Annotated in this window: 19 protein-coding genes and 1 pseudogene; 18 read left to right on the top strand and 2 right to left on the bottom strand. The window is 43.7% G+C overall.

Annotated features, from left to right (window positions below; all coding sequences use genetic code 11):
• The first annotated feature begins 39 nt into the window (after positions 1-39).
• The 6 genes from MKY82_RS16125 (at position 40) to MKY82_RS16100 (ending at position 7,890) form a co-directional block, all read left to right on the top strand.
• On the top strand, positions 40-1,656 hold the full coding sequence (locus MKY82_RS16125; protein WP_339296568.1) for an extracellular solute-binding protein: 1,617 nt from the start codon (positions 40-42) through the stop codon (positions 1,654-1,656).
• A 14-nt stretch (positions 1,657-1,670) separates the two neighbouring features.
• Entirely contained in the window at positions 1,671-4,073 is a 2,403-nt protein-coding gene (locus tag MKY82_RS16120) for a hypothetical protein (RefSeq protein ID WP_339296567.1), read from the top strand.
• Positions 4,074-5,406: 1,333 nt separating this feature from the next.
• Positions 5,407-5,994: a sigma-70 family RNA polymerase sigma factor gene (locus MKY82_RS16115; RefSeq protein ID WP_339296566.1), complete on the top strand. Its 588-nt coding sequence runs from the start codon at positions 5,407-5,409 to the stop codon at positions 5,992-5,994.
• Positions 5,981-6,730, top strand: a complete 750-nt coding sequence (locus MKY82_RS16110) for a DUF3600 domain-containing protein (protein WP_339224110.1) — start codon at positions 5,981-5,983, stop codon at positions 6,728-6,730. The genes MKY82_RS16115 and MKY82_RS16110 overlap by 14 nt, the downstream gene beginning before the upstream one ends.
• 322 nt (positions 6,731-7,052) lie before the next feature.
• Positions 7,053-7,157, top strand: a complete 105-nt coding sequence (locus MKY82_RS16105) for a hypothetical protein (RefSeq protein ID WP_339296565.1) — start codon at positions 7,053-7,055, stop codon at positions 7,155-7,157.
• A gap of 301 nt (positions 7,158-7,458) precedes the next feature.
• Positions 7,459-7,890: a VOC family protein gene (locus MKY82_RS16100; protein ID WP_077566312.1), complete on the top strand. Its 432-nt coding sequence runs from the start codon at positions 7,459-7,461 to the stop codon at positions 7,888-7,890.
• A gap of 219 nt (positions 7,891-8,109) precedes the next feature.
• Here MKY82_RS16100 and MKY82_RS16095 read toward each other — a convergent pair whose 3' ends face one another.
• Positions 8,110-8,607 (bottom strand): MarR family transcriptional regulator, encoded by a 498-nt coding sequence (locus tag MKY82_RS16095; RefSeq protein ID WP_077566311.1) that lies wholly within the window; start codon positions 8,605-8,607, stop codon positions 8,110-8,112.
• A 220-nt stretch (positions 8,608-8,827) separates the two neighbouring features.
• On the opposite strand from MKY82_RS16095, the gene MKY82_RS16090 reads away from it, so the two are divergent.
• From MKY82_RS16090 to MKY82_RS16050, 9 genes and pseudogenes are all read left to right on the top strand, one after another.
• Entirely contained in the window at positions 8,828-10,270 is a 1,443-nt protein-coding gene (locus MKY82_RS16090) for an MFS transporter (RefSeq protein ID WP_339296564.1), read from the top strand.
• Between the two features lie 178 nt (positions 10,271-10,448).
• A pseudogene (locus MKY82_RS16085) lies at positions 10,449-10,867 on the top strand (excinuclease ABC subunit UvrA); the annotation flags it as partial.
• A 111-nt stretch (positions 10,868-10,978) separates the two neighbouring features.
• Positions 10,979-11,293, top strand: coding sequence for a hypothetical protein (locus tag MKY82_RS16080; RefSeq protein ID WP_339296563.1), 315 nt, complete (start codon positions 10,979-10,981; stop codon positions 11,291-11,293).
• A 318-nt stretch (positions 11,294-11,611) separates the two neighbouring features.
• Positions 11,612-12,277 carry a prolyl oligopeptidase family serine peptidase gene (locus MKY82_RS16075; RefSeq protein ID WP_006210636.1) on the top strand — a complete coding sequence of 222 codons (666 nt, stop codon included), beginning with the start codon at positions 11,612-11,614 and terminating at the stop codon, positions 12,275-12,277.
• A 726-nt stretch (positions 12,278-13,003) separates the two neighbouring features.
• On the top strand, positions 13,004-13,417 hold the full coding sequence (locus MKY82_RS16070) for a tyrosine-type recombinase/integrase (RefSeq protein ID WP_339296562.1): 414 nt from the start codon (positions 13,004-13,006) through the stop codon (positions 13,415-13,417).
• Positions 13,418-13,612: 195 nt separating this feature from the next.
• Positions 13,613-14,416, top strand: coding sequence for a class I SAM-dependent methyltransferase (locus tag MKY82_RS16065; RefSeq protein WP_339224105.1), 804 nt, complete (start codon positions 13,613-13,615; stop codon positions 14,414-14,416).
• 563 nt (positions 14,417-14,979) lie between these two features.
• A complete protein-coding gene (locus MKY82_RS16060) occupies positions 14,980-15,831 on the top strand; it encodes an alpha/beta hydrolase (protein ID WP_339224103.1) in 852 nt (283 codons plus the stop codon).
• Positions 15,832-15,950: 119 nt separating this feature from the next.
• Positions 15,951-16,742 (top strand): phosphotransferase, encoded by a 792-nt coding sequence (locus MKY82_RS16055; RefSeq protein ID WP_220685255.1) that lies wholly within the window; start codon positions 15,951-15,953, stop codon positions 16,740-16,742.
• A gap of 539 nt (positions 16,743-17,281) precedes the next feature.
• A complete protein-coding gene (locus MKY82_RS16050) occupies positions 17,282-17,458 on the top strand; it encodes a hypothetical protein (RefSeq protein WP_220685256.1) in 177 nt (58 codons plus the stop codon).
• A 1,420-nt stretch (positions 17,459-18,878) separates the two neighbouring features.
• Here MKY82_RS16050 and MKY82_RS16045 read toward each other — a convergent pair.
• Positions 18,879-19,355: a hypothetical protein gene (locus MKY82_RS16045; RefSeq protein ID WP_220685257.1), complete on the bottom strand. Its 477-nt coding sequence runs from the start codon at positions 19,353-19,355 to the stop codon at positions 18,879-18,881.
• A 224-nt stretch (positions 19,356-19,579) separates the two neighbouring features.
• Here MKY82_RS16045 and MKY82_RS16040 point away from each other — a divergent pair, with 224 nt between their 5' ends.
• From MKY82_RS16040 to MKY82_RS16030, 3 genes are all read left to right on the top strand, one after another.
• Positions 19,580-19,963 carry a recombinase family protein gene (locus MKY82_RS16040; RefSeq protein ID WP_308116300.1) on the top strand — a complete coding sequence of 128 codons (384 nt, stop codon included), beginning with the start codon at positions 19,580-19,582 and terminating at the stop codon, positions 19,961-19,963.
• Between the two features lie 398 nt (positions 19,964-20,361).
• Positions 20,362-20,502 (top strand): hypothetical protein, encoded by a 141-nt coding sequence (locus MKY82_RS16035; RefSeq protein ID WP_220685258.1) that lies wholly within the window; start codon positions 20,362-20,364, stop codon positions 20,500-20,502.
• Positions 20,503-20,697: 195 nt separating this feature from the next.
• Positions 20,698-20,970 (top strand): phosphotransferase, encoded by a 273-nt coding sequence (locus tag MKY82_RS16030; RefSeq protein ID WP_259445280.1) that lies wholly within the window; start codon positions 20,698-20,700, stop codon positions 20,968-20,970.
• Positions 20,971-20,995: the final 25 nt, after the last annotated feature.

The following is a 20,995-nucleotide window of genomic DNA, read 5'->3' as shown; positions in this document are numbered from 1 at the left end:
CCGAATTGGAACTTCTGGAAAATAGAAGGGGATGAGAACATGTTCGTGAATAAAAAACGTTGGGTGAGCAGCGCGCTCGCCGCAATGATGGCGGTGACGTTGCTGGCCGGCTGCGGCAACGGGTCGTCGGATCAGGCATCACAACCGGGCAACGGGTCGACGGTGTCCGAGGAGGGCGGCGAAAATGCTATGGGCAAGCCGAAGCTGATGTTTTGGAACCTGGACGGAAACGCCGAAGCAGATTCTTATGGAGTTACGGCGCTCAAGGAAAAATTCGACATCGACGTTGAATTTGTTTCTGTCGGCCGCGAAGCGTTCAAAGAGAAGCTGAACTTGATGATTGCTTCCGGCGAAATCCCCGATTGGTGGAAAGAGCCGTCCTTCCCGGAATACGACAAGTTTTTGCAGCAAGAGGTGGCAGCTGATATTCCGCAAGATCTGATCGAGGAGCATATGCCGAAATACGTGGGTTGGCTAAAGCGGTATTTGGGCGACGATCCTTTCCGATACGTTCGCCGGGACGGCAAAATTTACGGCCTTCCGGTGCTTTGGGATATCGGCATCGACGGCATGCAGCTCGGCTTCCGGGAAGATTGGCTGAAAAAAGTGGGCATTGCCAAAAAGCCGGAAACGCTCGAAGAGATGGAAGCGGCGCTAACGGCTTTCCGCAACAACGATCCGGACGGCAATGGCAAGAAGGATACCTACGGCATCACTTCGAGCGCAGAAAGCATCGGAAGCTTGTACAGCTCGGTATTCGGTGCTTTTGACGTCTATCCCAGCATTTTTGTAGAGAAGGAGGGCAAAGTAGTGCGGGGAGAAATTGAACCAGGCGCGAAGCAGGCGCTGGAAGTACTGCATCGCTGGTACAAGAACGAACTGATCGATCCTGAGTTTGTCGTCAACAAAGCGAGCAATGTGGAAGACAAGGTACTGACCGATAAAGTTGGCGCAATCGAATATTATTGGTTGGCTTTCGTACCGGGCAATGCGTTCCTCGGGGGCGAGCAATGGTATGACAAGCTGAAACAGAAAAAGGCAGATTTTAACTGGGCGATTTCTCCCGGCGTTAAAGGTCCGGAAGGAAAATACGGCATGGCCCAGTACCATCCAAGCTTCGCTTCCGGCGTCATGTTCGGCAAGCAGTTGAACGACAACCGCGAGAAGTTGATCAAATATTTGCAAGTGTTCGAAACAACGCAGTTTGATCCGGAAATGTACGAGAAGCTGAATTTCGGCGAGAAAGGAAAAACGTGGAATATCGGCGAAAAAGGGACGGTCCAGTTCATCCCTCCTTACAACGACGAGAAAGAGCGTAAGCGGGCGGGTATAGGCGGCTACTCGATGTCCGGCTCCTTCAACGACTACGATTTCCAAACCACCTATACCTCGGAAGAAAGCCTGCGGCAGCTGGCTAAGGACACGCGGGCGCAAGGAACGCGCAACATCGATATTTTGGCGCCGTTCAACAAGCCGATTTATAACGAGTATCAGGATAAACTGAGCCAGTTTACACTGCAGCAATATGTGGACTTTATTACAGGACGCCAATCGCTCAGCGAGTTTGACAACTACGTGGCCAAATGGAAGAGCATGGGCGGCGACAAGGTGCTGGAAGAGGCGCAGAAAGTATACGACGAGAATTTCAAAAATTAAGGAGCGAAGCGGGCATGTTAGGGTTGTTTGGAATGCGATTGAAGCATATGGAGCTGCAAATGGACGGTCTCGGCCGTCTGATCGGGTTGCAATGTGCCGCGACGGGAAAGTGTTATCTTGCCGGAGAAGCAGGCTCTCCTCTTGTGCGAATAGCAGTACACGGGCAGATTTTGGAGCCGGAACGGCTTCAATGCGTCACAAGCAGCGTTGGGCACGATGACGGCAGCCGTTTCCTGATGGTATTTGACTTCTTGGACGGGGCTGTGCGGTTGGAAGTGGAAGCGTACGCAAAGGGAGACTATGCGACGTTCGAGATTATGCGCATTGTTGGCACGGAGCCGGACGTCCTGCTCTGGGGCCCTTACGAAACGGTGATTTCCGGCTCGATCGGGGAGTCGGTCGGGGTCGTGCATGACGGCGAATATGCTTTGGGCTTTCAGGCCTTAAACGAGAAGACGCTCGGCGGCTTCCCGGTGGATCTGAGACTGGACCGCTTTGCCGACCTTCCTTACCCGGACGCGAAGGTCGGGTATGACGTCTGCGCAGCCTGGCCGACAGCCGATGGCAGCTTGCTGCAAGCGTTTACGCGTAACCGGACGCGAGATGAACGGCGGACGGTATGGGGAACGCCCGACATCCCGGTCACCCCTATGGATGGCCCGGATGCAGCGCTGACCGGGTCAAAAATTGCGCTGTTTGGTTGTCCGGCCGATCTTATCCTGCAAATAATCGAAGCGATCGAACTGGGCGAAGGGCTGCCACATCCAACGATTGACGGTGCTTGGGCTAAGTCGTCGCCGGATGCGAAGCAGTCGTATCTGATTACCGACTTTAATGAGGGTGATATTGGAGATGCGGTAGCTTTCGCGAAGGAAGCCGGCCTCTACGGTATTTATCATCCCGATCCGTTCGCGAACTGGGGACATTTCGAGCTGAAACCGTCAGCCTTTCCAAATGGAGACGCCGGGATGAAAGCTTGCGTTGAGGCGGCGGAGAAAGAAGGGATAATTGTTGGCGTCCATACGTTGACCAATTTTACGACACTCAACGATCCCTATGTCACGCCCAAACCGGATAAACGGCTGCAGCTTGTGGGAAGGGGGCTGCTGACTGCACCTGTCGGGATAGAAGCGACAGAGATCGAGGTTGACGATCCGCGTCCGTTTCAGGTTAGCTTGTTCCGGCGAACGGCCGTTATTGAAAACGAACTGATTGAATACGACGGAGTATCGGAGGAAGCGCCGTGGAGGCTACTCGGCTGCCGTCGCGGGGCGAACGGGACGGAGATTTCCGCCCACGAGACGGGAACGGCTGTCGGCCGGTTGTGGGACCACCCGTACGATGTGTTTTTTCCGAATTTGGAATTGCAGGATACGTACTGTGACCGGATTACGTCCTTGTTTCAGGCGACGGGATTGCGGCAAATTTCGTTTGACGGTCTGGAAGGCGTCTATGTGACCGGCCATGAGGATTACGCGACAAACCGCTTTGTCAAACGCTGCTATGACGGATGGGAAGGCGAAGTGATCAATGATGCCAGCATCGTAGTTTCCAATTACGCCTGGCATATCCATACACGCTTCAACTGGGGCGAGCCGTGGGGAGCCGCGACGCGGGAAGGGCAGTTGGATTGGCGGCTCCATAATCAGCGCTTTTTTGCCCGAAACTTTATTCCGGCGATGCTCGGCTGGTTTATGCTCCGCTCCGTTTCGAACCAGTTCGAAGCGACGACGCAGGACGAGATCGAATGGGTGCTCTCCAAGGCGGCCGGTTTCGACGCCGGATTCGCATTGTTTGCCGACATGGCTGTGTTAAAGCGAAACGGCAATATCGGCGAATTGCTGGCGCTTGTTCGCGAGTGGGAGGCCGCCAGACGGTCGAATGCGTTCAGCGAGTCGCAGCGCCAACAGATGCAAGACCCTGCCCGCGACTGGCATCTGGAACCGGCGGGGGAAGGCCGCTGGATGCTGTATCCTGTGGACATATCGGATGAATTGCTGTGCAATCCGGAAGAGCAGCAACCGGGTCAGCCGGGCGGCTCGGACTGGACGTTCTACAATCGGCAAGAGGAGCAGCCGCTCCGATTCATTCTGCGCGCGGTGCCGTCCTATGGCAATACGCGGGGAATGGTTAAGCGGCCGACGTTTTACGCCGGCGGCAGCTACATGACATTTGAGACGGAGATCGGCGCCGGGCAGTATCTCGTGTGCGAGAGCGACCGGATAGGCCGTGTCTACGACGCTAACTGGAACTTGTTGAAGACGGTGGAGGCTGTGTCGGAAGCTCCGTTGCTAAAAAGAGGAGGGCAAACCGTCTCGTTCAGTTGCCGCTTTGAAGGCGATCCAAAGCCGCGCGTATCCGTCAAGCTGTTCACGCGCGGCGTGCCGGAAGTGGTGGCAGCGCGGCCGGGCGAATGAATTTATATGCAGAGAAAGCGATTCGACGACTGTTGATATGCTTTCTCTTTTTTTATTTTTTATATTGGTTGCCGGGTTTTATGATTGGGGAGCCGTCGATGAGGTTGTAAATAGTCTTGCAGCTGGTATGGAGCCATCAAGTAACGAAGCTGGTGAGCGTAAGATTATTGAAGCCGTGCAAAGTGGAAAGCTGTCGGGGGACAAGAACATAGTCCCATAGAAAGTCGCTGATTTAACGGCTTTTTTGTTTTATCGGTACAAGTATCTAACTAAGAAGTTTCAGTGAGGCTTGAAGGAATTTTCTCCGTTGTGACGAAAATCGTTTCAGGAGGTGTTGGTTATGGACGTTAAAATTGACTTAGAATTCACCCCAAGATCGCCACTTCCCGGCGCAACATATACGGAATCTAGTTTTGTACGTTCGTCATCCCAATTCACTTTTCGATCTGAAGAGATTGGAATCGCACTCGTGAATCTGTGGAAATTTGGGTGGGAGGACGGTCCTGTTGTTGATTCCTTAGGTGGGGAGTTAAGTACGTAAAGAGGAACTTCTCATGCACGAAGGAAGAAAAAATCATTCTGAATAAACTAACGCCATTAGTACGTTCACTGCGGCAACGGGACATCCAGATTTTCCATTGTAACCATGCTCTGTTTTTGAACCATTACCCCCCAGTGGTACGAATCAACGACTGAGGAGGAACGGGCTCATTTAAACGATCTTAAGGATTACCATGAGATCGGTAAGGAAGAAAAGTTAACTTCATTTCCTGAATTCGAATGGAGGGAAGTCTGGAGGGCCAGACACAGAGACGATGTGTTTCATGCCCAATGGATGAATGAGCAAGAAAATGTGTACGATCAAATCAAGATACCCGTGGAAATCGAGCCACAAGATGGAGATCTTCTCATTTACTACAAAGAACAATTCGATCGTATACTACAGCATTCAATGATTGAACTATCGGGATACGTTAGTTGAACTTTGCTCAGCTGATGATTTACAAAAGCGAGGCCCTTGTAGAGAAAGAGAGGGCCCGCTTTTTTATGGCAACGAACATATACGCATAAATGTCCTCATAAATAGCGGGCCTTTTGATTTATGAATATTAGCTTTTGTCCAAAGCCTGTGATAAGAAATTTTATCCTTAACTTCGGCAGATTTTCTTATAAGGCATCTTGGTTTAACAATAACGCCAGCGGATATGCCGATATGCAGAAATAAATCATTTTCCGGTCACAGCTGAATACTTGTCCTATATTTTGAAATAATTCGAACGATATCAATAAATATTACCAATATATACTGTAAGACCGAAGGGGGAGGTGGCAGATGAATCATCAATCTGAATATGCAAGGCTTATTTCGCTTACGCTGGCCGGGAGCCGTGATGCGTTTGGTGAGTTATATGAAGCAACCATTAAGGACGTGTACAATACTGTTTATTTCCTTATTCGGGAACCATCAGATGCAGAGGATGTCGTTCAGGAGATTTATATTCAAGTATACCGGTCTCTTGAAAAGTTTGACGTAAGCAGGCCGTTTCGGCCTTGGTTAATGGGAGTGGTCATGCGGCAAGTTCAGGCTTACCGCAGAAAGAGTTGGACACATGTGCGGATCATCAAAAAAGCTGAACGGGTTGACCAAGCCGTGGTCTACGATTTCTCAAGTGAGGTGGTCAACAAAGTATCGAATCAATCGCTACTTGCATGCGTAAATCGACTTCCTTATAAGCTGAAGCTAGTAGTTATTCTGCATTATATGAATGATTACACGCAAGAAGAAATTGCAGCCACATTAGAAATCCCTCTTGGTACGGTAAAATCGCGGATTAATGCTGCTCTACAAAAGATGCGCAAAAAAAAGAAAAATAGCATTCTGGCTATGGGAAAGGTGGAGGAGCTAAATGAGTCTCGATGAAAGATTGAAAACTGCTTTTAAGGAAGAGACCAAAGAATGGAACGCACCAACGGAGCTCAAGGAAAAAATATTAAACAAAGTCGTACACATTCAAGGAGGAAGGCAAATGAAAAAATGGGTCGTTGTATGTATTTTGGCCGCTACATTGTTAATCCCAACAGGTGCTTTTGCCGGTTATAGCTACATAGCTGATTCCATCTATGGTTCGAGGGAAAATATCGGAGTAACTCAAAAACAATATGATGAGCTGGAGGCAAAGCTGCAGACCGCTAAACAAAACCTAAGTGAAGAGGAGTTTACAAAATGGATGTCCTTACTAAAAGAATTGGGCACCCTTAATTTGAAAGTTGCCGATGCAAATGGGGATTTTCATATCGAGAGATTGAGTGTAGGAGAGCAAAAAATCTATAGAAGGTTAACCGCAGAGCTAGAGCCACTCTTTCGCAAATTAAATGAAGTTCAATCAACGAAGGGAGAAGCTAAACCTATAGATAGCGCTACTTTTTGGAATGGAGTGCTAGATGAAGCAGGGCAAATATTAAGCAAAGAAGAGTTTGATGAGTTTCAAAAATTAGTAAATGAATTAATGGCTTATGACGCCAAAACACTTGATCCGGATGGTAGTGTTCATATTGAACGGCTATCAAAGGAAGATCAAACGAATATAGAGCAAGTGGAACAGCAGTTGCAACCATTTTTTAAGAAGTTGGGCATTACAATTAAGCCGAAAGATTGATCTCCACTTGTCGAGGAACAAGAACATGTACGCTTAAAAGTCCGCATAAATAGCGGGCTTTTTTGATTAGCGGCTTTAGCCAGTTGAGATCGCGAAGCGTGCGAAACAAAGACTTAAGCGGAACAAATGAAAAAATGTCGAGTGTTGGGGGACAAGAACATAGTCCGATTACCGATAGATGATCATCTAAATAATAAGCATATGTAGTTAAAACCTTCAATAACACCATGATGCATGACAGTTTTTTCACGTTGTTATGGAACAACTCTTTGATCGGGTGTATGGGAGCGGACTTTGATCGCCCACCGGCTTCTCTAGACAAATGAAGATGGAAGATCCGTCTAACATCACCATGCAAGTATACCGCTGGGCCAGCAAGCTGCTGGAAGAGCATTGGGATGGCTTGCCGGGCTTTTTTTTTATGTAGAATAATTTGTGTCATCAAAAAATGCAGAAAAGTGGCCACACTATAGGATTTTGACTCAAATGTGACTACATTATAGAGTAGCCTTCATAGAATCTAACCAGGTCGCAAAATTGGCAAGATCTTTGGTGTTGAAGGATTTCTATCTGTTGATGATTATCATAATCTCGATCAGTCTTTTCGACTTTGCCATTGTAAACTCCATTTCTTGTATTTATGACAAGTTTTGTCACTATTGTACGATAAGATGCTAATGAAGTCCAAATAACAAATTGGACAATTTCAAGTAAAAGGAGCTGTTTATATGTCAATGCGCTCAACACCATTTATTATGCTGGATGGACAAGCTGCGGAAGCGATTGAGTTTTACCGGGAAGCGTTGAACTCGAAATTACTGTTCAAAACTACGTACGGGGAAGGCACGGATGCCGATGGTTTGCCTGATGAAGTGAAGACTCGTATTTCCCATGCTGTGTTGCAAACCGGTGAAAATGATTTGATGGTCGCTGACATCTTTCCGGGGAAATCTATTGTAATCGGAGATCAGGTAAATATTTGCATTACAGCTACGCAACAAAGCGAGATTGAAGAAATGTATAAAAAATTCAGTGAAAAAGGACAAGTTATATTCCCGTTGCAAGAAACTGAATTCAGTCCCTGCTTCGGAATAGTGAAAGATCATTTTAACATTACATTTCAGTTCTTCATGAATGATACAACAAGCAGTTGGAGCTGAAAATAAAAGGCCTTGACCGGGGAGGGGAACCGCCCCCTTAATGTAAGACAAATTAAAACACCTTCAAGAAAATGCAACCATGTCGTAGGGCATGGAGATCATCTTGGAGGTGTTTTTTTGTCGGCAACTAGAGTTAGCTATCCTGTTGAAGTGAAAATGAAAGCTATTGGTATGAGGGTAGACAGCATTCCGGGAAAAGAAGCCATTGTCAGTGCTTTTTTATTCTGAATTGGGTTCTTGATGTTGTTCATCCAGGACTAATCTCATAGTCGAGTTAAACTTGTTTAAAAAAGTCACATATTGATTCAACTGCAAGTCCGTATATTCTCTGAGCATTGAATCTACGTGGTTAGCGAGAGGTCCAAAAAACTGTGCAGTATGTGCTTGGACATTAGGACCGCTATGTAGAGTAACCATCCGTCGATCGGTAGCTTCGCGAGTACGATATATGTGCCCAGCACGTTCAAGACGGTTGAGCAATGCAGTGGTTGCTCCCGACGATAACGAAATACGCTCACTTAACCGTGCAGGCGATAATGGAGAACCAATATCCTCCGCGTAGAAAATCTCTATTAATGCAATAGCGTCAGTAGAATGTAAATTAAGCGAAGTTGCAAATCGGTGTGAAAGCTCGGCGTAATTCGCACCAAACCGTCGAAGTTCATTTACAATTTGCTCGCGGTGTTCAGTGACGTCTCTAAGTTCTGGATTATCCATGGATACTTTCTCCTTGATTAATATCAATATATCATCTCTAGATTATCACACTAGCTTAATCACCACTATCTTAATGTACTTCAAAGCGACTGTAAAGGCGTAAACGGATATGTTGTATTGGTTATATTGAATGGAAATATTCCCTTGACAATATAATTCGATAATGTTGTATAATAATAAAGCTTTATCATAAAGATACTTTACAGTGGAGGTATTTAAATTGAAAAGTCGATTAGTAAGTCCCCGTTCACAACTAATTGCTCTAGTTGTCGTCTTAGTTGCGGTTTTCATGGAATTGCTTGATGCAACGATTGTCAGTGTAGCTGCTCCTTCGATAGCCGTATCGTTAGGAGCCAGCGAAGCAGAGCTCCAATGGACGGTGGCAGGGTACACACTTGCGTTAGCAGCTGGATTAATAACGGGCGGACGAATAGGTGACCAGTTTGGACGGAGACGTGCTTTCTTAATAGGACTTATGGGGTTTACCTTAGCCTCGTTATTATGTGCGCTTGCTACTAGTCCGGCTTTCTTAATCGCTGCACGTGTTGCGCAAGGGTTAACTGGAAGTTTAATGATACCCCAGGTTTTTGGCATTATTCGCACAGCGTTTACGCCATCTCAACGAGCTATGGCATTCGGAGCCTATGGTGCTGTTTTAGGTCTAGCTAGCCTGGCGGGGCCACTGCTTGGAGGAATACTTGTTAATGCTGATCTTTTGGGATTGGGTTGGCGCACCATTTTTGGGGTGAACGTACCAGTCGGTATCGTCGGTCTTATTCTTGGATTCAGGTATATACCTGAATCCCGTGGAGCTGGTTCAATGAAACTTGACTTGGGTGGCGCAGTACTAATTTCATTTGCGATGATATTAATTTTGTTACCTATAGTACAGGGACGTGAGTGGGGGTGGCCATGGTGGGGCTTCGTAATGCTTGCCTTATCCATCCCATTAATAGCGCTCTTTTTTATGAGAGAAAGCCGCTTGGCCGCAGGCGGCGACCAACCAATACTGGATCCGGCGCTTTTGCGTATAAGAGCATTTACAAGTGGTCTTTCCGCTTCCCTGTTATTTTTTGGGGGGATAGGCTCATTTTTCTTCCTATTTGCCCTTTACCTTCAGCTCGGCACCGGACGGGATGCGCTTGAAACGGGTATGGCCATTCTTCCTTACGCGATAGGGTCTATCATTACATCTGGCATCGGTGTCCAATTTGCAAACCGGGCCGGTCGCGCCATGCTTGTGTTCGGCAGTTTACTTCTTGCGATCTCTCAGGGAATTCTATTGCTAAATGTCAGAGATGGTGTTGATCCATCTTATTGGGCGCTCGCCTTGCCAATGTTTATCGGCGGATTAGGGATCGGTTTTACTGCGCCTATTCTGGTGAATGTCATTATTGCTGGGGTCCCTGGCAAAGATGCTGGTTCTGCCGGTGCCGTTCTTACTACGATTGGTCAAATAGGCAACTCCATCGGAATTGCGATCCTGGGTGTCCTTTTCTTCTCTAGGTTAAACTCTTCATTTACCGTTGAAGAAAATCAATTGATTGCTTATGGCGATGCATTGACCTTTATTCTTCCTTGGCTAATTGCATGTTATGTTATAGCGGCTGCTCTCATGCTTTTGCTGCCAGCAAAAGCAGCCTCTGAGGAACTTCATCACTGATATCAGGGCCGGCAAACAATTCAATTCGCCACCAATTATTCTGTATAAATATTCCATTAATCTTCAGATGTGGGACGAATAAGAACCTGTACTTGGTAGTAGCGATCGAAATCCAAATCGTCGATGTAGCCACGCTGAAAAACACAAGTTACGTCAAACTCATGAAGCAGTTCATCATCTGGATTCAGTCATTTTTAGTAAAATCACAATTTTTACCGGTGTGTCCGGGTATGGTAAATCGTCGATTGTCTTTGATACCATCGCTGCAGAAGCGCAGGCGCTGTTGAACGATAACTTCAGTCTATTTGCACGTAATTTCCTGCCTCGCAACCGCAAGCCGACAATATCGAGAACCTGAGCATGGCGATTGTGGTCGACCAGAAGCGGCTTGGAGGAGGCATGCAATCGACACTCGGCACGGTCAGCGATATTGCTCCGATGTTACGCTTGTTATTCGAGCGTGTGGGCCAGCCGCAAGTAGGCAATGTCGACCAATTCTGCTTCAATACTACACAAGGGATGTGCCCGGTATGCAACGGAGTCGGTCGGAAAGTGGGTGTCGATCTGGAGGCTGCCATAGACCAAAGCAAATCTCTGGGGTAGGTTTATCGGAACAAGTTCTTGTTCCGAGTCGAGGACAAGAACTTGTTCCGATTGCCGTAAAGGACAATAATATAAGCCGATTACCGATTAGATGAGTATCTAACTATGTTTCGAAGAAATTTCATTAAACATACGGGCAGGGTAGTGAGAGAAGGCTGTGGAATAAATATGACTGATGTTCCTACGCAAGTTGGGTTTGATTTCGTATGTAAACCTGTTGGTGGGGAGTTATTAGCTGTTACTGAGGAAACAACCGATAGTCGCTGGGTGGCGAAGGATAAAGTTCTTGATTTCATTGAACACCCCGCTATTCGCACCCGCTATCAGGCATATTTGGACTTTAATGGAGCGGTAAATTACATGGCGTATTTAACGAAACCTGAGTTCATAATCAAACACCAAACAATTATTTCGAAGTAGATTTTACGTATAAAAAGAACATTACGACGTATGTTTTTGTCGTAGGACAGAAACATTGTCCCATTGAAAGTCGCTATTTTAGCGGTTTTTTGTTTTATCGGTACAAATTCTTGTCCCGAGCCAAGGACAAGAACTTGTACCGATTGCCGTAAAGGACAAGAACATGGTCCGATTACCGATTAGATAAGTATCTAATTATGTTTCCATGCAACTTCATTAGCTAACGGGCAGGTTAATGCAACTGAAGGAATTCCGGGAAATATGGGGAATTCTATTTTTACCCCCTATGGGAGATATCAGTAAAGTGAGGGAGATACAATGAGTCAAACCGCAAATAAATTTGAAAAAGAAATAACTAAAAGAGTGCGGATGAAATACCTCTTACATTTGCCAGATCAACATGAAAAAGAGTCCTCAAATAAGTGGCCTTTAATCTTGTTTCTTCACGGGGCAGGTGAACGTGGAGATGATCTGGAGTTGGTAAAAGCACATGGAATTCCTATGATAGCAGAACGCGATCCTTCTTTTCCATTCATTACGATTTCCCCTCAATGCCCGGAGGATTCTTTTTGGAATGCTGAACAAGACGGATTGATGGCATTAGTAGATGAGATCATTGCAAACTATAACGTTGATCCAGATCGGATATACTTGACGGGGCTAAGCATGGGTGGTTATGGGACGTGGCACTTAGCAGCAGAATATCCAGGAAGGTTCGCAGCTATCGCTCCGATATGTGGTGGAGGTAACCCCAACCGGGTACATGAACTAGTAGGAACACCCATCTGGGCATTCCATGGCGCGAAGGATGATATAGTGTCCATTTCTGAATCAGAAAAAATGGTAGACGCACTTCGCGAAAACGGTGGAAATGTCTCTTTCACAATTTATCCTGAGACGAATCACAACTCCTGGACAGAAACATACGATAATCCGGAATTATATAGCTGGTTTTTAGGTCATTCTTTAATGGTAAGGAAATGAAGTTGTTTTACATTAAGTTAAAATATCATGGAGCAGTTCACCTGTTGGCAGCTGCTCCTTTTTTTTAGCTAACGGAAGATATAGAAAAAACAGAATATCATTGAATTACAAACTACCAAAATCCTTTTGTGATTTGGTATCACAGTTTAGCAATGGTTCATTTCTGTACATGATTCAAGAAGTTAGTGCAGTAGGAGATAGAAACAAGAAAAACTTATCGAATCAGAGACTTTCATTATAAAGAATGACGAGCGTTGAGACTCATAAAATGATTAATATTAGAGAGGGTGGATCAGTGGAAATAGGGCCATTTAATCCCATTTTCTCTAGATCGTAAATGAAATGCCTGGTGTTTTATTGCGAACCAGATGAAGAATGAAGAATACAAAGTTGCTTATTTCGATAGTCGCAACCCCAAATTGTATGGAATCATGGATTTCAAAGGGACCATGTTCTTGCCCTCGGACATTCGTTCATCCCTCCTCCTAGAGACGCACTCAATTTCCAACGTTTGATTGAACGTGAGGTGTTATGAAAAATCTCGTCTTAATTAGTATTTATTCCAACCTTATTCCATAGAAATCACGTTATAGTCATACAAGGTTCTAATAAATTCCTCTCTATTGTTTATCAAAACCTTTAACCACTGATTGAAATTGAGGATTTTGCTAATTCAGAATTAATGAATCGGTATCTATCGGGCGAGGATATCGAGCTGCAAGAAGCATGGGAAAAATCGAGGATCTTAACTGGGAAAATTGCTCTGCAATTGTTAATGGCAAAGCTTCAAAGCAGAGAGAAGTTTATTTCACGACAGAGTGTAAAGTGTGGCTCAAGAAGTATCTGGCCGGCCGTGAAGACAACTGTAAAGCCTTATTCGTAACCGATACACATCCGAGTAGACGGATGGCCATTCCTACGATCCGGTGGGCGTTGAAACTGCTTGCAGGCCGAGGAGAGATTGAAGTAAATCCATATCCGCATCGATTTCGTCATACCTATGCGTGCCAACTCCTCGATAATGGAGCACCTTTAGATTTCATTCAAGGCATGCTAGGGCATGAAAAAGCATCGACCACTCAAATATATGCTCAGCTGCGCGGCGAACGACGACGAGAACTTTATCGTCGATTTTTTTAGCATTTTGAATAACAGCAGATTCCCCTTAAAGTCCGCCTTTATTCAACTAAAGGGCAGGATAGTGCAGCAGATCATAGAATAAATTATGTTATATCCTCGGATTTGGATGTGATTCCCAATGAGAAACACGGAGTATTTGAATTTATCGACGGTTCATCCGGCCAAGTCAATCGCCTGCCGTATTAAGGAGGTACTATGAACTCGAAAAATGATAATAAATTGCGCGAATCATTCGAACAAGCCGCGAATATTTATCAGCAGTCGCGTCCGGATTACCCTGATGAATTGTTCGATGACTTAATCTTTGCTACAAATTTGAATCCAGGCGATCGTTTGTTGGAAGTGGGTTGTGCTACAGGAAAGGCTACTCTCCCATTAGCCAAGCGCGGATTTAAAATCACGTGCGTAGAACTTGGAGCCGAGCTCGCTGCAGTTGCCCGTCATAACCTTGTCGGAATGGACGTTGACATAATCAACAGTAATTTCGAAGACTGGCAACCGGAGGCGGGGAATAGTTTTGATCTGGTATTCGCTGCAACCGCTTGGAAATGGGTTGATCCCGAAGTTCGGTACATGAAGGCATGGCAGGCACTTCGTCCTGGCGGACACCTAGCATTTTGGAACGCAGATCACGTTTTTCCAGACGATGAAGACCCATTCTTCCGTGAAATTCAAACCGTTTACTATGAGATCGGCGAAGGTAAATCGGTAGACAACAACGATTGGCCAAGGCCAGGGGAACTTCACGTGCAAAGAGATGAGATTGAGAAAAGCGGCCTTTTTGAGGTTGTTCGCATACGACATTTCGATTGGGAGCGCATTTATCATGTTAACGCTTATATTAAACTCCTCGAAACCTTCTCCGGGCACATACTTATGGAGGAATGGAAACGCGAAAAACTCTTCAACGAAATCCGAGTTCGCCTTAATAGTCGCCCAGAAAAGTCGGTTCGCCGCCACTGGGGCGCTGTTCTCCATGTCGCCCGTCGAAAAGATTGACAATGGAGACAAAAGCTTCCCATCGTTATGCTAACGGGGAATGTTAGTTCAATAAAAGACAAGTAGGCAGCCGTTAACGAGATCGGCTGCCTTTGTTCAACTAACGGGCAGATTAGCGTTGAACTGAGCGGTTAGCCTGAAAGACACTTTCCAGGTGTTGACATAGAAATCATCATGTGTTAGCATTGCAATAATTGATAAGAGCGGAGGGGTTACGTGTGTTAAACTAATTCTTCGATATTCTTTGCACAAATGAATTTAAATAGTGGTTTAAGGCTATTTGTTTTGCGTGCATCGTAATCGAAGATTGGTTTACCTTCCACGGTAACCTAGTTTAGTACTATGCGATTGGAGACAGGGGTAACTCTAAGCTCATGTCGTATAGACTGGATTTAAAGAAAATGTAATGAACCCTTTTGATCTATCCGGTGAGGGGACTGCGAGTCTATCATAGGATAATCATCTAATTACGTTCATTTTCAATTTCTTTATTCGATTACTGCATGCACAGGCCGATAGCCTGTGTTTTTTTTTATTTCTACATTAATGTTGGAGGAATTTACATGAACGAACGATTAATAAAAGTAAATGGGATTGAAATATGTACCGACAGTTTCGGAATACAAGGTAACCCGGCAATATTACTGATTATGGGTGCCCAATCCTCAATGATTTGGTGGGAAGAAGAATTTTGTCGGCGCCTGGCAGATACAGGACGTTTTGTCATTCGTTATGATAACCGCGATGTTGGACGTTCAACAACTTACGAACCTGGTCAACCGGGCTATACTTTCGAAGATATGGCAGATGATGCTGTTCGAGTATTGGATGCTTATAAAATTCAGCAGGCACACATCGTAGGCTTGTCCATGGGTGGTATGCTGACTCAAATGATAGCTCTGCGGCATCCAGAGAGAGTTTTAACCATTACCCTCTTATCAACGTCCAATTTTGCTCCGGATCTCCCCCCGATGGAGGAAAGGATTATGGATTTTTTCTCGAATGTGGGGGCAATAGATTGGAATAACGAACAATCGGTAGTCGAATTTGCAATAGATAGATCAAGAATCCTAGTGGGTTCAAAGCATCCTTTTGATGAGAAAAAAGTTTATCATTTGGCACAAGAAGAAATAAAAAGAAGCAAAAATATGGCCAGCATCCATAATCATGGCATGCTCACAGGTGGAGAATCCTATTTGTCTAGGACGGGTGAAATAAACGTGCCCGCTTTGGTTATACATGGCACTGAAGATCCGATTATCCCTTATGAACATGGAAAAAATCTTGCTAACGAAATTCCAGGTGCGGTTTTACTGACATTGGAAGGTACTGGGCATGAGCTTCACTATGGCGACTGGGATATAATAATCGATTCTATTTCAAATCACACTGCGATACCAAATCAGTTCAGCTAACGATCAATAATAGACACGAAGGCAGCCTGCCGAACGTTCGGCTGCCTTTTCCAAGCTAATTGAACAAACAGGATTGTTTTACGGTTTAAAGTAAGTCATATCAGGGAGGAATATTTTTAATGTCAAACCATGAAAATGAAGTAATACTAACAGGAGGGAATGTCTCTAAAGTGTATCGTTCGGGAGATACTGTACGACGCGAATTAAAACCAGATAGTTACAAAATTAATAAGCTATTAAAGCATTTGGAGAACAAAGGTTTCAGTTATGCACCAAAATTTTTAGGTATTGATGAAAAAGGAAGAGAGATATTATCATTTATTGAAGGAGAAGCTGGTAATTATCCTTTAAAGGAATACATGTGGTCTGATGAAGTCTTAATAGAAATAGCGAAAATGCTCAGGTTTTATCATGATTCTGTGAGTGATTTTTCATTTGATGAGAGCTGGAAATCGATAGATAACACCCCTCTACAGTTTGAAGTATTGTGCCATAATGATTTTGCAATATACAACATTATTTTTAATCAAGAAAAACCAATAGGTATTATTGATTTTGATGTTGCTGGACCTGGTCCAAGACTTTGGGACATAGCATATACGCTTTATACTTGCGTCCCTTTAAGCAGATGTTATCTTTCCGAAACAGGTGAAATTATTTATTATAATTCATTACAGCATGCTAACCGTATAAAACAAAGAGTTAAATTGTTTTTTGAATCGTACGGTGAAGGAAAGGAAGAAGATTACTTGGAAATGGTATTGCTACGATTAGAAGGGTTATGTAAAACAATTATAAGGAAAGGCAGTGAAGGTGACATTGCTTTTCAAAAGATGATGGATGAGGGGCATCTTGAACATTATCAAAACGATATTAAATTCATTCGAGAACATGGAAAAGAGTGGATTTAAGGTTAGCTTATGCTCAACTAACGGGAAACGATAGCTCACTAAAGATAAAACTGCAGCCGACCAGTTGATCGACTGCAGTTTCTTTACGCTAACGGGCAGGATAGTTCAATAAATTCACGAATACTCTACATATGGAATTATTTACGAAGTTCGTAGATAAGACGTTATCGGAAATCAGCGTGTAAAAAAATATAAAAACAGAGAGCTTACTCTTCAGAGGGGAATATAACATGCTGGTACATACAGGGACGACTACATTAAAAACCAGTAGGTTAGTTTTACGGCAGTTTAACCTAAATGATGTCCAAGTGTCGCAGGACAAGATCTTGTTCCCATTGAGAGTCGCTATTTTAGCGGCTTTTTTGTTTTATCGGTACAAGTTCTTGTCCCGAGTCGAGGACAAGAACTTGTACCGATTGCCGTAAAGGACAAGAACGTGAGCCGATTACCGATTAGATAAATATCTAATTATGTTTCCATGCAATTTCATTAAGCTAATGGTCAGATAAACATAATAGGCAACGAGCGGAGAATCTTATATGATTTCAGGAGTCAGTACCGGGATGCATGTTGAAGCTGGTGAAACCAATAAAGAACAAATGTATAGTCTTGGTGAAGCTACTGGACGAATGCATAAATGGACGCAAGTTAACATGCCTCAGTTACAGTTTTTACAGTGGGAATTACCTTCTAAGGAAAATAACTTGAAGAGCTAAGAATAAACTATCTTGAGACCCAACAGGCAGGTAACGAGAAGTATCTAGCTGCTATTGAAAAGCAAATAGAAATACTTAAAAGGTTCGATCTTGAAAAACTAAAAAATAATAGATTTCAAGGTTGGGCATACTGGGACATGCACATGGATAACCTATTGTTTCATAGTGATAGCCTAGCGGACATTCTGGATTTCGATAGACTTCATTACGTTTATATGGATTTTGATATTTCTCGCTCTCCTTTCAGGAACATTGCGAGCAAATCAAAAAATATTAAGACTACAAAATCATACATCGAGGGCTACCGAAATCATCGCACAATACTTTCGGAACAGCTAGTTGTTTCGGTTAAATTAACTTGGTATAAAGTGTTCAAATGGGTGCATGAGTAATTTAGAAAAGATAAAGCCATGAGCCGATTTAAAGATGAAATGATATAGATTGGCGACGAATGGGAGAATCTCGATGAGATATTTGATAAGTAATGAAAAGGCATAATAGTGTAACAAAAGAAGTTAACGAGTTAAGCTAACCGGAAACGCTAATTCAATCTATAAGATTAAAACCTTCTAATAGAAGCAAACAGTTTTAATAGCTCTTTTAGGAGGTTTTATTTATGTTAGATAAGCGAGCAATGGCGACTGTATGAAACAGATAAACGTATCCAAGGATTCAGTCCGAAGACCTTACAAGCCTATGCTCTGCACTGAAAATGAGGATTGGGGGACCTGGATTAATCAGATGTTACTCAGATATTATGTAGTGCTCGAGATGCAATGTATTTAGGACTTAAATGGAATGAGAGGGGGAGTTCGTAAGGAGTTACTATGCTCGTAAATGGAAAGGTGATCAAGGAGGGAAAGCTGGAGGACGGTATGTCTACGTGCCGCTATGCACCGGATGCTTATAAAGAGCAGTGCAGAACAAGCAGACACAGATACATAAACATTTATTTTGTCAATTTATCTGGCTAACCTCTCCCATTCTTTAGGTCTTGAACAGAATAACGTTATGAGTGGCTGGAAAGTTGCATAATATTTCAGTATCCTTAAAGGTATACAAAAGGGAGCGTATGCATTTCTGCAGCGATCCCTTCTTTATCTTCATCAGTATAATCCGAATGTTTGCAACTAGTTTAATGCTTCTGTAACATCAAAAATAACCGGAGTCCAGAGAATAATGCATTTTACTTCCCAGGAAAATTTGGGCCGAACACAATTCAATAGAGACAGAATCTATATATTTTAAGCGGACATTCCTTCCGCTTTATTTGCTGTGCAATTTTTTTAATACATCGGAAAAACAAACGGCATGGGACTCACTCCCATACCGTACTGGATTCCAATTTTTGTTCCCAATCTTGTCTTTGGACTAAACTTAATGTCATTGCCTGGTTAGGGTGCCTTTTGGGAATGCTATATTAAAGACCTAATTCCTCATACGTAGAAGCAATTCGGGAAGATGCTGCACCTTTTAAAGTTCCCGTCGATGTAAAGTTAACATAATACGTGCCTGAGTAAGGTACCTTACCCCACATGTTTTGTGATTCTCCAGGGGCAATAGTAAGACTATCCCATACTGTTCCCGTTGGAGAGCTTGATGTGAGAGTAACTATCATTTTTGTTGTTCCTGAATTTTTTATTAGCACTTTAAGCCAAGGTAAATCATTTGACATTACAAGCATTTTTGATTCACTTGTTCTACTCCCATCAAAATTTATGGACCATGGCTTATCAGAAGCGAAAGGAACAATAACGCCTGTTTCATTTCCAGATTGCTCTATCAACCCTGGTGGTGTTGTTGGTAGGGATACATCTTCAGCAAATGCGAAAGATGCCACACCAAAGATACTTGCAGAAATTGTAGTAGCCAAAATACGTTTGATTGCTTTATTCATCTAAATATCTCCGAAATTATATATTTGCAAAATCATTTTATGTAAAAGTGTTATTTCTAAGCTTGTCGTCTAGTTAACCTACTTTTACCTCTGTTATTCTCATATAAATAACGCTTTAAGTTGCTGTAAAGTTATGAGGATCTTTTGAAAAATAGCATAATTTCTTGTTTATAAACTATATCCTTTTTATTTTTAAACGTTTATAACAACGATGGGCAGCATAAATGAGAAAATACGGTTATGGCCGAGTGTCCGAAAAGGATCAAAATGAAGATAGACAGCTTACAACATTGCGAGAACAAGGCATTCCGGAAGAATACACTTTTTTCGATGAAGATAGTGGGAAAAACTTTGATCGACCCGAGTATCAACTGCTGAAGCGTGTCATGCATGAGGGCGACATCTTATTTGTAAAATCCATCAATAGGTTTGGCCGTAACAAGCAAGATATTCTAAAAGAATGGCGATGGTTGATCTATGCGAAAATCCATGTTGTGGTGATAGACATACCCATTCTGGATACACGCAAGTATGAAGAAGTGATCGGGCAGCTCATTATGGATGTTGTACTTCAGATTCTTAAGTTGGCTTGCCGAAGAGGAACGTAAGGGAATCAAACAGGCGCAGGCTGAAGGGATTGCTGAAGCCAAGAAAAAAGGGAAGCACCTGGGGCGGCCGCGAATTAACTTGAATACTCTTACACCAGGGCAAGGGGCATCCTGGATGCGAACTATAAGCTCTGGAAGAATAGGGAGTTGTCGGCTGTAGAATTTATGAGGAAGCTCGATCTGAAGAAGAACACTTTTCACAATAAGAGAATATGAAAAATGGGTTGGTGTCTCAGTGATATTAACAGACGTATAGAATATGCGGGAGGAGTAGAAATGAAAATCCCTTGAATTTTTTAACGATGGTTTACTTTTTCGAAGTTGGGTTAGGAGAGTGCAGAGGATTCGATCAGCCGGGACATAATTAGACAATATATATACAGAAGGGAAGAGTATGTGTGTTTACACCGACAGCTAAAGCCAATATCGAGCATATGTTGGAAGGGGATCAAGTGACCGTCGGAGGGTATGTAGCTGGAGAAGATATACGATTTGAAGTTAGTCGTAAAGGTACGGAATTTACCGTGATAGATGTTTGATCGCCTTGTTCTTATAGATGAAGACTCTATTTCAATTTTCATGGGCAATAAGTGTATGACACTAAATATGTCGTACTTGTCTAATGACACAAAAGTGTCTACATTTATTAAAGCTGAAAAGCCTCTGGCTTATCAGGATTTTTTTATTTTGTGTAGATTAATTTGTGTCATCAAACAATGCACAAAAGTTGGCTTGTGCGAAATAAACGAATCGTTGGTGTGATTGATTGGGATACAATGGGCGTTGGCGATCCTGCATGCGATGTCATGGTCGCATGGAAGTTACACTCGCCGACAGCACTTGACGCGTTCCGCAAATATCTTCCTACGGATGACACTACATGGGCAAGAGCCCGCGGATGGGTCGTATCGCAGGCGGCGGCAGTGCTGGCTTACTACACGCCAGAAAACAATCCAGTTCTGTACCATGAGGCGAAATCCTGGCTCGACCTAGTATTGTCAGAATGATGCTTGATAATCTTGCTGTTAAGTA

The sequence above is a fragment of the Paenibacillus sp. FSL W7-1279 genome (assembly GCF_037969845.1).
GTDB lineage: Bacteria > Bacillota > Bacilli > Paenibacillales > Paenibacillaceae > Paenibacillus_AQ.
Note: the sequence above shows the minus strand (reverse complement) of the source record. Positions and strands in the feature narration are given on the sequence as shown.

What these genes read in the sequence shown, in the direction of transcription:
- MKY82_RS16065 (WP_339224105.1), top strand. Translation starts at nt 13,613, where the DNA reads ATGAACTCGAAAAATGATAATAAATTGCGCGAATCATTCGAACAAGCC.
- MKY82_RS16105 (WP_339296565.1), top strand. Translation starts at nt 7,053, where the DNA reads ATGAAGATGGAAGATCCGTCTAACATCACCATGCAAGTATACCGCTGG.
- MKY82_RS16040 (WP_308116300.1), top strand. Translation starts at nt 19,580, where the DNA reads ATGAGAAAATACGGTTATGGCCGAGTGTCCGAAAAGGATCAAAATGAA.
- MKY82_RS16060 (WP_339224103.1), top strand. Translation starts at nt 14,980, where the DNA reads ATGAACGAACGATTAATAAAAGTAAATGGGATTGAAATATGTACCGAC.
- MKY82_RS16115 (WP_339296566.1), top strand. Translation starts at nt 5,407, where the DNA reads ATGAATCATCAATCTGAATATGCAAGGCTTATTTCGCTTACGCTGGCC.
- MKY82_RS16075 (WP_006210636.1), top strand. Translation starts at nt 11,612, where the DNA reads ATGAGTCAAACCGCAAATAAATTTGAAAAAGAAATAACTAAAAGAGTG.
- MKY82_RS16055 (WP_220685255.1), top strand. Translation starts at nt 15,951, where the DNA reads ATGTCAAACCATGAAAATGAAGTAATACTAACAGGAGGGAATGTCTCT.
- MKY82_RS16045 (WP_220685257.1), bottom strand. Translation starts at nt 19,355, where the DNA reads ATGAATAAAGCAATCAAACGTATTTTGGCTACTACAATTTCTGCAAGT.
- MKY82_RS16120 (WP_339296567.1), top strand. Translation starts at nt 1,671, where the DNA reads ATGTTAGGGTTGTTTGGAATGCGATTGAAGCATATGGAGCTGCAAATG.
- MKY82_RS16050 (WP_220685256.1), top strand. Translation starts at nt 17,282, where the DNA reads ATGATTTCAGGAGTCAGTACCGGGATGCATGTTGAAGCTGGTGAAACC.
- MKY82_RS16100 (WP_077566312.1), top strand. Translation starts at nt 7,459, where the DNA reads ATGTCAATGCGCTCAACACCATTTATTATGCTGGATGGACAAGCTGCG.
- MKY82_RS16080 (WP_339296563.1), top strand. Translation starts at nt 10,979, where the DNA reads ATGTTTCGAAGAAATTTCATTAAACATACGGGCAGGGTAGTGAGAGAA.
- MKY82_RS16125 (WP_339296568.1), top strand. Translation starts at nt 40, where the DNA reads ATGTTCGTGAATAAAAAACGTTGGGTGAGCAGCGCGCTCGCCGCAATG.
- MKY82_RS16095 (WP_077566311.1), bottom strand. Translation starts at nt 8,607, where the DNA reads ATGGATAATCCAGAACTTAGAGACGTCACTGAACACCGCGAGCAAATT.
- MKY82_RS16070 (WP_339296562.1), top strand. Translation starts at nt 13,004, where the DNA reads ATGGGAAAAATCGAGGATCTTAACTGGGAAAATTGCTCTGCAATTGTT.
- MKY82_RS16110 (WP_339224110.1), top strand. Translation starts at nt 5,981, where the DNA reads ATGAGTCTCGATGAAAGATTGAAAACTGCTTTTAAGGAAGAGACCAAA.